Source organism: Haloarcula sp. JP-Z28, from assembly GCF_011440255.1.
In the GTDB taxonomy this organism is placed as follows: domain Archaea; phylum Halobacteriota; class Halobacteria; order Halobacteriales; family Haloarculaceae; genus Haloarcula; species Haloarcula marismortui.
Window position 1 is genome coordinate 118,721 of the sequence record NZ_JAAOHT010000004.1, and the last position, 10,398, is coordinate 129,118.

Annotated in this window: 11 protein-coding genes and 3 pseudogenes; 8 read left to right on the forward strand and 6 right to left on the reverse strand. The window is 53.7% G+C overall.

Going from position 1 to position 10,398, the window contains the following annotated elements:
• Positions 1–296: 296 nt before the first annotated feature.
• Positions 297–1,493, forward strand: coding sequence for an orc1/cdc6 family replication initiation protein (locus tag G9463_RS03905; protein ID WP_007190747.1), 1,197 nt, complete (start codon positions 297–299; stop codon positions 1,491–1,493).
• A gap of 376 nt (positions 1,494–1,869) precedes the next feature.
• Entirely contained in the window at positions 1,870–2,385 is a 516-nt protein-coding gene (locus tag G9463_RS03910; protein ID WP_165896011.1) for a transcriptional regulator, read from the forward strand.
• A 57-nt stretch (positions 2,386–2,442) separates the two neighbouring features.
• Here G9463_RS03910 and G9463_RS24270 read toward each other — a convergent pair whose 3' ends face one another.
• The 3 genes from G9463_RS24270 to G9463_RS03925 all read right to left on the reverse strand — a co-directional run bounded on the left by G9463_RS24270 (position 2,443) and on the right by G9463_RS03925 (position 3,525).
• Positions 2,443–2,571: a hypothetical protein gene (locus G9463_RS24270; RefSeq protein ID WP_255458658.1), complete on the reverse strand. Its 129-nt coding sequence runs from the start codon at positions 2,569–2,571 to the stop codon at positions 2,443–2,445.
• A gap of 314 nt (positions 2,572–2,885) precedes the next feature.
• On the reverse strand, positions 2,886–3,335 hold the full coding sequence (locus G9463_RS03920; RefSeq protein ID WP_193569525.1) for a hypothetical protein: 450 nt from the start codon (positions 3,333–3,335) through the stop codon (positions 2,886–2,888).
• Between the two features lie 25 nt (positions 3,336–3,360).
• Complete coding sequence (locus G9463_RS03925; protein WP_165895950.1) at positions 3,361–3,525, reverse strand: hypothetical protein; 165 nt, start codon at positions 3,523–3,525, stop codon at positions 3,361–3,363.
• Positions 3,526–3,795: 270 nt separating this feature from the next.
• Between G9463_RS03925 and G9463_RS03930 the strand changes: the two genes are divergently transcribed.
• From G9463_RS03930 to G9463_RS03950, 5 genes and pseudogenes are all read left to right on the forward strand, one after another.
• Positions 3,796–3,990, forward strand: coding sequence for a hypothetical protein (locus tag G9463_RS03930; protein WP_165896012.1), 195 nt, complete (start codon positions 3,796–3,798; stop codon positions 3,988–3,990).
• Positions 3,983–4,276 (forward strand): type II toxin-antitoxin system RelE/ParE family toxin, encoded by a 294-nt coding sequence (locus G9463_RS03935; RefSeq protein WP_165896013.1) that lies wholly within the window; start codon positions 3,983–3,985, stop codon positions 4,274–4,276. The genes G9463_RS03930 and G9463_RS03935 overlap by 8 nt, the downstream gene beginning before the upstream one ends.
• A gap of 149 nt (positions 4,277–4,425) precedes the next feature.
• Positions 4,426–4,683: a hypothetical protein gene (locus G9463_RS03940; protein ID WP_165895951.1), complete on the forward strand. Its 258-nt coding sequence runs from the start codon at positions 4,426–4,428 to the stop codon at positions 4,681–4,683.
• A 177-nt stretch (positions 4,684–4,860) separates the two neighbouring features.
• Positions 4,861–5,597: pseudogene (locus tag G9463_RS03945) on the forward strand (IS6 family transposase).
• 100 nt (positions 5,598–5,697) lie between these two features.
• Positions 5,698–6,792 carry a glycosyltransferase family 4 protein gene (locus tag G9463_RS03950; protein ID WP_165896014.1) on the forward strand — a complete coding sequence of 365 codons (1,095 nt, stop codon included), beginning with the start codon at positions 5,698–5,700 and terminating at the stop codon, positions 6,790–6,792.
• A gap of 111 nt (positions 6,793–6,903) precedes the next feature.
• On the opposite strand, the gene G9463_RS03955 is transcribed toward G9463_RS03950, so the two are convergent.
• Complete coding sequence (locus tag G9463_RS03955; protein WP_165896015.1) at positions 6,904–8,337, reverse strand: sulfatase; 1,434 nt, start codon at positions 8,335–8,337, stop codon at positions 6,904–6,906.
• Between the two features lie 217 nt (positions 8,338–8,554).
• Between G9463_RS03955 and G9463_RS03960 the strand changes: the two genes are divergently transcribed.
• Complete coding sequence (locus G9463_RS03960) at positions 8,555–9,703, forward strand: glycosyltransferase family 4 protein (protein WP_255458659.1); 1,149 nt, start codon at positions 8,555–8,557, stop codon at positions 9,701–9,703.
• Positions 9,704–9,842: 139 nt separating this feature from the next.
• Here G9463_RS03960 and G9463_RS03965 read toward each other — a convergent pair.
• Positions 9,843–10,154 (reverse strand): annotated as a pseudogene (locus tag G9463_RS03965) (IS5/IS1182 family transposase); the annotation flags it as partial.
• 69 nt (positions 10,155–10,223) lie between these two features.
• A pseudogene (locus G9463_RS03970) lies at positions 10,224–10,398 on the reverse strand (IS1595 family transposase); the annotation flags it as partial.

Genomic DNA, 10,398 nt, shown 5'->3' on the forward strand with positions numbered 1-10,398 from the left:
TCGGCTTGCGGCCGGCTCAGGGAATTAGCTGGTAGAAGAGGGTTCGTTCCGCGTGCTTCCGATTGACTACAGTTTTGTGAGCATCACAGGGAGAGTGGATTTCGTGTGCTTACTGCTCTGGTGGTTGTAATGCGCTCGCTTCGGAGTGAGAGAGTACGTTTCGTATGCTTTTCCCTCTCTTTCTCACAAAGAGACGATGACATAACGGGCATCTCTGTCTGAAATCGAGCTTCGAAGAAGCACACGAAGCAGACAACACGTAGTTTTATACATGTACTGATCTACATACTATATCCATGGGTGGCCCGTTCGACGATCTCACAGAAACCGTATTTGCGGACAAGGCAGTGCTTACGGAAAGCTACCAACCAGAGACGATCCTCGAGCGCGACGAGGAGATCGAAGCGTACAGCCACGCGCTTCAGGACGTGCTGTTCGGTCGAAAGCCGGAGAACATCTTCGTGTACGGGAAAGCCGGACTCGGGAAGACGGCCGTCACGAAGTATATGCTGGACGAACTGCGCGAGGAGGTACCGACGCGAGAGGCCGCCGACGAGCTCCACACCCACACCGTCAACTGCAACGGGCGGACGCTTTTTATGGTGGTTCGCAGCCTCGTCAACGGGCTACTTCCGGAACACGCCAGTCGATTCCCGGAGCGGGGACTTGGGACTGGAGACGCGTTCGACGAACTGTATCAACAGTTCGATCGCATCGGCGGGACGCACCTCGTTGTGTTCGACGAAATCGACCATCTAGAAGATGCGAATACGCTACTGTACGAGCTACCACGCGCGCGAGCGAACGGTCACATCACGGATGCAAAGGTCGGCGTGATCGGAATCAGCAACGACTACACCTTTCGACAGACGCTCTCACCGAAGGTGAAGGACACGCTGATGGAGACCGAGATTTCCTTTGGTCCGTACGACGCCGCAGAACTGCGAACGATCCTGGAACATCGTGCGGACCGAGCCTTCGTCGACGAGGCGTGTGACACATCAGCGATTGCGAAGGCGGCGGCGCTAGCCGCACAGGACATGGGGAACGCGCGGCAAGCGCTCGATCTGCTCCGCGTCGGCGCGGAGTTAGCCGAACAGAACGGTGAAATACCGATGACGGACACACACATCGAGACCGCACGGGAACGAGTCCAGCGCGGTCGAGTAACAAACAAGATCCGAGACCAAACCGAACACGCACAGTATATCTTGGAAGCGATCGCAAACCTCCAGACCAGCGGTGAGGTCCCAGCGCGGTCGAAGGAGATCCAACGAACGTACGAACAGGTCGCCGACTCATATGCGGCCTCGCCGCTGTCGACACTGAAGAGCATTCAAGACCACCTCTCGGACCTCCATATGCTGGGGTTCCTTCGACGACATGAGCAGAATAAGGGGTTGAGCGGTGGGCAGTACTACGAGTATGAACTGGATCTTGATCCGACGATCGTCTTGGAAACGCGGACGGAGATAGCCACACACACCGAGTGAAAGCACACGAAATGTACTCTCTTTCTCAACGATGTCTTTCTCAGACGACTGAGCGAAAGCATACGAAACGTACTCTCTTTCTCAACGATGTCTTTCTCAGACGACTGAGCGAAAGCATACGAAACGTACTCTCTCACTCTACAGCGTCGCCCTCGGAATACCGAGTGAAAGCACACGAAACGTGCTCTAATAGGCTCTGCAAATACTGACCGAACTCAGTGGAGTATGACCTCGATGTGGGAGCGAACCCAATGCACTCACTCGCTGAGAGCGGCGACGCCCGATATCTAGAAGCGAGAATGACGGCAAACCACTGCACCAGCTGATATATTTTGCCTGCAGAAGAAATATGTGGCGCAAGTCCGTTAGTAGAAGTATGACAGACACCCATCACGGCGGCCCGCCGCCGTTCGAGCGGCCGTTCGAAGACGAGGACACGAAACAGCGCGTGTACGGGTCAGTGTTGCACGCCCGGGAGCCGATGACAGCCGCCGATATCGCCGACCGGGCGGACTGCTCAGCGGAGTCGGCACGGTCACACCTGTCCTTCTACGTTGAACTCGGCATCGTGATCCGGCACGAGGGTCGACCGGTCAGGTACGAGCGCAACGACGATTACTTCGAGTGGCGGCGGGTGACCGAGCTAGCACGGGAGCACACCATCGATGAGCTACAGGCTCGCGTGTCGGACCTGACCGACCGAATCGAGGCCTACCGCGACGAATACGGTGCCGACTCGCCCGCAGAGGTCGATGTCCTCGAATTCGACGCGGAGCAGGTCGACGACGTGTACGTGGAACTCGGTGACTGGACCACTGCTGTCAAGGAGCGTCGCCTCCACGAACGCGCCCGGAGAAAGGTGGCCGGCTCGACGGCTCCGTCGCACAGCTGACGATGGTGCCAGCGGATGATTCGTGAGATCGTAGTAGAAACACCCCTTCTTGGTCGATCACTCGTCGTCGGTCGGCTCTAACGGAAGCCGCTCCGAATCGACACCATCGTACGCTTTGTCGGAGCCCAAGATTGGATACCCGCGTGTCTCGGCGGTGGCCGCGTGGAAGGAGTCGAACGCGGTCATTCCCTCTTCGAAATGACATCCTCCGCGCCGTTCACGGCGTGGAGGATGTCATCACCCGCCGCCACACGCGTCGAGCGGTAACGGCGATGTCGGCACGTCCTGTATCAGCGTGACGGAACTCGTCCTCGTCTCCCGTGCCGTCCATCAGTTATGGCGGGCTGGCTACGATACCGGGAGTGTCGCCCCGCTCAACAACGCCACTAACCCGCCGTAGGTTGGGCCGCTGCTATGCGAACGCACTTTCCTGACACACTCGCTTCGCTCGTCCCCTGAGCAAGGACACTCCGCGTTACTGCGTCAGTTGAACTGCGGGTTCACGGGGCGGCAGTGGTCGTGTCGCCTACCTCTGGATCGAACGGGAGAGTGATGACGAGTTCATCGACCCAGACGACCGGGCGCTTACTCTGACCATCTTCCTCGAAAAAGATGATGCCCAGCTGGGCGAGCCGGCTGAGTTCCTCGTGGACGTTCTTCACGTCCCGGTCAACGACCCGTGCGGTTTCGTTGATGCTGGCTGGTTCTTTCCGGCGGATGGCCTCGATGAGATCGAGGACGCGCGGCGTCAGCGGCTCCATGAGGTCGTCGTAGCTGGTGAACGAGAGCGTCGGCGTGGAATCCACCGCGTCGCCCTGTTCGAGCGCCTCGATCCCGTCGGTGATGTCGTCGTGGAACTCACTGGACGACTTCACGGTCACGACGAGGGTTGATTCGGCCCGAAGCTGTTCGCGCTCCATTGGGTGCAGCGGCGGCGTGGTATCGTTCATTGGGTATCACCATGGTGTGATGGCCTCACTGGACCTCGAACTCGTATTTCAGAATGTCGCTCCAGAACCGTTCCCAGAGGTCGACCATTCCTGGGAACGTGATGCTGTCTGGGTCGAGGTCCGGTGTGACGTGCAGTTCGGCCCTTTGTGTCCTCGTATGAGTTGGGTCGTCGTCGGTTTGCGAGACCATCCTCATCTATTGGTAGATAGGCCAATAGTATGTTAGTGTTGGGCAAGGAACCAATCGCAGTCGTCGCACTCCCAATGCTCATACAATTCCTTTTTAGATAGCGGTTCTGTGGCCGATTTCTTCCTTTGAGTCTGTCATAGACTCATTCACAGGATAATTCTGTCACCTCTGAAATAACTGTGTAGCAAGTGTACAGATGGCCCGATTAGTAATATAAAAGTGGCTACCGATGCTGTTAAGACTGTCAGGGTTGTAAGGACTGATAGTGTAATGTCGGCCGACAAACGCATTCCAGTCACCGAAGAGACCCACAAAGAACTACACGAACTCAAAGATCCGGGACAGACCTACGACGACCTGCTCCAAGACCTCGCTCGACAGCGTCGCCGTGAAGAACTCGAAAATCGTTTCAGAGATATTGAAGAAGCCGATTCTGAGGATCTGACTGCACTTGAAGATGTCTGAATACGACGTGTTGTTAGGCGCCGATGCACGTGCCTTCCTCGAAGCCGCCGACGAAAAGACGACACGTATTTGCAAAGAGAAACTCGAATATCTTGCCGCAAACCCGTATCCTGGTCAGGGTCGCGGAGATAAAGAAAAACTGCCTATCGACGGCCGCCGAGACCGTTACCGGATGCATATCTCCCGGACGTACACAGCCTTCTATACGATTGCAGAAGATGAGACAGAGGTTCGTGTGCTCGAAATTCTCCCGATTGACGAAGCCCACGACCGCTACGGGTTCTGAGACTACTCTGATTCTATAGCAGGACTGGGACCACAAGCGGCTTGTGTACGAACCGTACTGACCGTTTATCGGGTACAGATAGAATATTCGGACGGTATTCAGCCGCGTGGCGGAGTGGCGCCTGGAAAGCGGTCCGGGTGTCACGAACCATGTCTGAAAACGAATGTGCGTCCGGTGACGACCCGGGCACTGACGGCACAGCAACTGACTATGCATCGACCGACGAGTCGCTTGATATCCGGTACAGAGACCGCAGTGGGGTGTGGCGACGGTTGCAGTTCGAACCGCGCCCGGACGGCCCTGGGTGGGACCGGCATAAAGAAGAATGGACTGGCTGTCACTGGCGGCCCGTCGGTCGTGAGACGGTGACGGACCTGTGGTGGCGGACCGGCGTGGGTGGACAGTGACGTAGTCGACAGAAAGTATCCGAAGGGCGTCAAAAAGTTCGTTGAGTGTAATTAGGTGAATTGTGAGTGGTATGGGAGTCGTAGACAACTCCAATAAAGTAGGTTACATGACAATTACGTGGGCATTGTCTAGTTGAGCGAGTTTGAGAAGTGAGGAGGCCGTAGCGAGAAGTGTCCATGCAACTCGCAGACCCCCTCAGAGAAACGTTAGATGAGGACAGCCAAGAGGGTTGGGAGAATGAGCGCACCCCGACACCCGTCCGGCGGTTTGGGGTGCGTCTCCATACTGCGGGGCTGTCGATCAGGGAGACGGTTGCTATCTTAGACCTGTTGGGTGTCGATCGTTCTCACGGAGCAGTCTGGAATTGGGTGCATACACTGTCTGAAGCACAGAGCGACCCGCCGCCGGCGGAGCCGTCGCGGGTCGCGGTCGATGAGAGACAAATCGAAGTAGACGGGGAGAAGAAGTGGTTGTACGCCGCTGTCGACACTGAATCAAAGCTACTTCTCGAAGTTGACGTGTTCAGCCGCCGCGGGACTGACCCCGCGGCGTTCACGAGAACAGAGTTCTCGTGCAGCCCATCAGAAATCTTTGATTTCTGAGGACGACGTTCCTGCACCGGCTCACTCAGAAACACGATGTTGCCGATACAGTGTTTCTCGTTGATGCTGGCGGCTATTTGACTGCCCTCTCACGTCACGATTTGAGCGGTCGGCTCGACTACCGAATCCGGAACCACATCGAAAAGTGGTTCCAGACTGTGACCATGCGAATCGACCGCTTTCACTCCTTCTGGAGGGGTAGTCAATCCAGCGCGAAACAGTGGTTACGACGATTCAGACACCACTACAACCACGAACGACCGAACCAAGCACTCGACGGACGAACGCCAGCTGAGGTAATCCAGAACTAGACAGTGCCGGGGGAACAGATTAGTCGTTACGGCTATGCATCTGCTTTTTTGAGATGGGAAACCAGCATCTTCTTGATGTGGCCACAGAAAGGCAACCGATATGCGGATATTGAGGGTTGCTCAGAACCTTTATCCTGAGGTGCCTGGAGGCGGGACATATCACGTCCACGCAATGTCACGGGATCAGGCCGCAGTAGGCCACGATGTGACTGTACTAACAGTAAGCGACGATAAGAGTTTACCACGACAGGAAGTGCGAGACGGATACTCCATTGTCCGAAGAGCACCGACGCTGGAGGTGCTGGGTAACCAGATCTCCACCGGTGTGTCGCGATTCCTTTGTCATGCTAGAGATTTCGATGTCATCCACGCCCACTCACATCTCTACTTTTCGACGAACCTAGCAGCGATTCAGCGTCAGATAGGTAATATTCCGTTGGCAATCACTAACCACGGACTGTACAGCCAGAACGCACCGAAATGGCTTTTCGATTTCTACCTGCACACGGCAGGCCGGTGGACGTTCGATCAGGCTGACGTTGTCTTTTGCTACACTGAAGAAGACCGGGAACGCGTTCGGAGATTTGGCATCGATTCCCGTATTGAAGTTGTTCCGAACGGTGTAGATACTGACCGGTTCACACCAAACGGAGAAGGAAGCGATATGGTCGACCACGATGGGCCGGTAGTATTGTTTGTTGGTCGATTGGTTGAGGGAAAAAAACCGGAAATTGCGGTCGATGCTGTGTCACGTCTTCCAGAAGAGTTGAACGCGAAACTGTACATCATAGGTGATGGACCATTACGTTCAAAAATGGAAAGCAGAGGAAACCTCAGTGCGGTTGAGTTTCTAGGTCAGGTGCCTTATGAAAAGATGCCAGCAATATATCGGGCTGGAGACGTGTTAATATTACCTAGTCGAGCAGAGGGATTGCCACGAACAGTGCTGGAGGCGATGGCTTCTGATGTTCCAGTTGTGGTGAGCGACTTAGAGCAGGTTGCACCACTAATAGAAGAGGCTGGAGTAGCAGTACCAGTTGGCAACGTTGATAGATTTACTGCTGGAATAAAGACTGTACTGGACGGCTCAATGGAAAATCCTCGGAAAGTTGTCGACGAGACATTTGACTGGGACTACACTGTCGAACAGACGACGGCAACACTGTCCAAACTGACCGGCGATTTTCATCGATGATCGCCTGTGCAAGATTGAACTATCGGATACCGTCGATATAGGTGGTATTAGGGTCTTTCTCCCACACTTATTTACAAGTGTAGAATTTCAACATTCCGGCTTAGAAGATCATCACTGAAGATAGCCAAGGTCTTCGAGTCGATCCCGCGTTTCAGTCCGCATATCCACATTGCCATCGTGATCGGTATGTTCGAAGGAAGCCAACCAAGCGTCAAGTTCGGACTCAAGATTCTGCACTACATCCGGGTTGATCTCAGATAGCTCGTTAACTTCATCCGGATCAGCCATGATATCATAAAGTTCTATCGACCCATCGGAACCCCTGATCAGTTTCCACTTGGTACCCCGGACCGCTCGCAGAGATCGGTCGTACTTGGTGACATTGTCCGGTAAATGGCCTATTCGTTTTTTCAGAGCCTCCATCGACGGCTGTGGAGCCATATATTCCGCAATGGCATACTCGCGGGCGTTATTGTCCGACTCAGGATGGAATGATTGTCCCTGTGTCTGTTCTCTAAAATCTGGTGCCTCGATATCGACCGCGTCAAGCAGTGTCGGTCCCAAGTCAGGCAGTTGGACGATATCGCTTACGACGTTTCGACCTGAGAACATATCGCCGTGGACGAGTAATGGAACGTGCAATAACGTATCGTACAAACAGTACTGGTGATCCATGAGGCCATGGTCTCCGATATTCTCTCCGTGGTCTCCTGTCACGACAAAAACTGTGTCCTGCCATTCTCCGGCGGCTTGTAACGTCTCACGGAGTTGCCCGATACGGTGGTTGAGATACGAGATCTCCGCCATATACAGCCCTTGGAGTATCTCGAAGTCCCGTTCGGTCATGTCGACAGTCCCCGAAATGTATCCCCAGGCGTCCTGAGGGACCTCCATCGCGTCCTCGTACGACGTATTGCTGGGAAGGAACTGTTCTGCGAACTCCTTCGGAGGCCGGTATTCAAGATGTGGTTCAAGATAGTTGATAAACAAGAAGAACGGTCGCGAGCGGTCTCGCTCGGTGAACCATTGGTCGATCCACTCATTCGTTCGCTCTGCACCGCTATCAGTTTGTTTTCTGAAGAATTTTCCGTATGCCGCATTAGCAATGTTCGCGACTGGATTCCCATCGAAAACGGCTTTTGCGAGGGTTCGGAACTGATTAAATCCTTCTGTAGTACGAGCGATCCGTCCAAGGTCGGTATCACTCTGGACATACTGCCATGTCTTGTGGAATTTTTCGAAACCGCGACCGAACCCGAACTCGTTGCTGATCCACGTGTTGTTTGACACGGCGACTGTCTCGTATCCTGCGTCATGGAATACTTCGGCAAGTACTGGAACATCTGGTTCTAACTGTTTATGACCTGCGTGTGCACCGTGTTTAGAGGGATAGAGACCAGTGAAGATGGAAGCATGTGATGGAAGAGTCCAGGGACTCGCACTGAATGCCCGATCAAACCGCGTCGCATCCTCCAGAAGGCAGTTAAGATGTTGCGAGGCATTCATCCGGGCAGTATCCATTACAATAAGCACTACATTTTTCATGGCTATTGGGGATCAGATGGATTCTCGGAGTGTACATTGCTACTATAGCGAACGGCTTGATTGTTCTGATGTTACAATCGTATCAAGTATCTATAGAACCCCGACAAAACAGAGAGGTTCATAAGAGGACAGGACAAAGTGGACGTATCTCAAGCTGTAATCAATTATGGATCTGTTGATATTGGCGGACTGGGAATTCCCGTGTGATGAACCGTTCATGCGGGAAGTTTATGCGAAACGGTGGCAAGACGCGGGACACACCGTGACATGGGTTATGCGACCATCCGGTAACGACGCTAATTCTCGAGAAACGTGGCGTGGAAGTTCGGTATACGTGGCTCCGGACTACGTATATCGGTATCGAAATGTCTTCAGCGTTGGTTCAAAGAAAGGAACGAAGTGGCTTGATTCGATATGGAATTCAGAAGGGGGATTTGATGTTGTCCAAGTTCGGAACGACCTTGCAGCGATACCTCCGACCCGGCGATTAGCACATACCCACAATATTCCCATAGTATTTCGACATTCTCATCTCAAAGCAGAGACGCTCATGCTCGGCTATAAGAACAGAGTAGACGGATATAGCTTAGTTGACTACGGAAAAGGGCTGGCAGGGAGAGAATTAAGAGATCGACTCTTATCTGCTGTCGATGCGGTGTTTACGATCAGCGACGCGATGTCGCGCTACCACCAAGAGGAGAGAGGTGTAAATACACCTATGTATTCGCTCCCTATGGGTGCAGATACGTCGCTCACGGCAGATGAGATAGATCCTGAGCCGTTCTGTTCGGACTACGGCCTCAATGAGGGTGGATATCTGATCTACATGGGGAGCATGAATCCGCTTCGTAACCTCGAATTCTTGTTCGAGGTGCTGTCAATTGTTCGCGAGTCGAAACCCGAAACGAAGCTCGTTCTTGTCGGTGGGCGAGACAAACGGCGACAGGACCGACTTCGGACCCTTGCCGAAACACACGGAGTCAGCGATGCAACTGTGTTTACTGGTTGGATTAACGAGACAGACCTACATCGCGCTATCAAGGGTGCGGCAATAGGATTATCTCCCCTTCCACCGAATGGTGTATTTCGAACTAATTCTCCCACAAAAGTGCTCGAATACCTGAACTTGGGGGTGCCAGCAGTAACGACACGGACACCGGAACAGATTGAAATGACTGAGGTGAGCAGAGGTGGGAAAGCCGTCGATTACACCCCCGAAGCGTTTGCTGACACGATAACGACACTGTTGAACGATCCGGCTACCAGACAAAAGATGGGAGCTGCAGGAAAAGAGTATGTTTCTAAAAATAGGAGTTACGACGATATTTTTCAAACTGTGGTTGATCTCTACCGAAAGTTATCCTGATTTCATATATCCAGTATGGCTAGCTCGACTGAGAATCATTCAGCATCATAATACATCTCCCAATGTACTCTCCTTGGTGGTCTCCGATGATCACTCTCTAAAAACAAACTACCGGGTAACGCTTATTGAAGAGTATAGTATACTGCTGCGCGGAGATGCGCAGCAACGCCCGCCAGACGTACATCGCGTAGCGGTCGAAGGAGTGATAGAACGTGGTTGGATCAGGTGGCGCGTCCGGGTGGACGCCGAGGCGGTCGCACACAGCTGGCATGAGACTCACTCGATCAACGAGTTCGGCGTAGCTGTGTCCCTCTTCCTTGCGAATACAGTGTGCGACGATGTGGGCCTCGCGGGCAAGCCCGCCCGAGTCGGGCTTGCCCGCTCGCTTCCCCAACGCTTGTTTGGCTACACGTAGTGCTGTCTCAACGAGGTCGAGAAGCGCGACTCCCATAATCGACTTCTCGACCTCATTTCCTCAAACCATTACGGAGTACGCTCTTGTGAAGCACGTTGTTGATTTTCAGAGAGCAGCATCAAGAGCATGTTTGAGCGCTTCGTCACCTGGTTTTCTGTAGAGTTCGCAGCGGAGCTGAAAGGCTCTGAGATACGGTGTTAGCTTGTCCTTTGACACTCCTCGATGGGGCGAGAGCCACCGTCGCGTCAGCGACGCGTGGCTCTCGCAACCGTTGACGTGT

What these genes read in the sequence shown, in the direction of transcription:
- G9463_RS03930 (WP_165896012.1), top strand. Translation starts at nt 3,796, where the DNA reads ATGTCGGCCGACAAACGCATTCCAGTCACCGAAGAGACCCACAAAGAA.
- G9463_RS03920 (WP_193569525.1), bottom strand. Translation starts at nt 3,335, where the DNA reads ATGAACGATACCACGCCGCCGCTGCACCCAATGGAGCGCGAACAGCTT.
- G9463_RS03910 (WP_165896011.1), top strand. Translation starts at nt 1,870, where the DNA reads ATGACAGACACCCATCACGGCGGCCCGCCGCCGTTCGAGCGGCCGTTC.
- G9463_RS03935 (WP_165896013.1), top strand. Translation starts at nt 3,983, where the DNA reads ATGTCTGAATACGACGTGTTGTTAGGCGCCGATGCACGTGCCTTCCTC.
- G9463_RS03925 (WP_165895950.1), bottom strand. Translation starts at nt 3,525, where the DNA reads ATGGTCTCGCAAACCGACGACGACCCAACTCATACGAGGACACAAAGG.
- G9463_RS03960 (WP_255458659.1), top strand. Translation starts at nt 8,555, where the DNA reads ATGCGGGAAGTTTATGCGAAACGGTGGCAAGACGCGGGACACACCGTG.
- G9463_RS03955 (WP_165896015.1), bottom strand. Translation starts at nt 8,337, where the DNA reads ATGAAAAATGTAGTGCTTATTGTAATGGATACTGCCCGGATGAATGCC.
- G9463_RS03950 (WP_165896014.1), top strand. Translation starts at nt 5,698, where the DNA reads ATGCGGATATTGAGGGTTGCTCAGAACCTTTATCCTGAGGTGCCTGGA.
- G9463_RS24270 (WP_255458658.1), bottom strand. Translation starts at nt 2,571, where the DNA reads ATGACCGCGTTCGACTCCTTCCACGCGGCCACCGCCGAGACACGCGGG.
- G9463_RS03905 (WP_007190747.1), top strand. Translation starts at nt 297, where the DNA reads ATGGGTGGCCCGTTCGACGATCTCACAGAAACCGTATTTGCGGACAAG.
- G9463_RS03940 (WP_165895951.1), top strand. Translation starts at nt 4,426, where the DNA reads ATGTCTGAAAACGAATGTGCGTCCGGTGACGACCCGGGCACTGACGGC.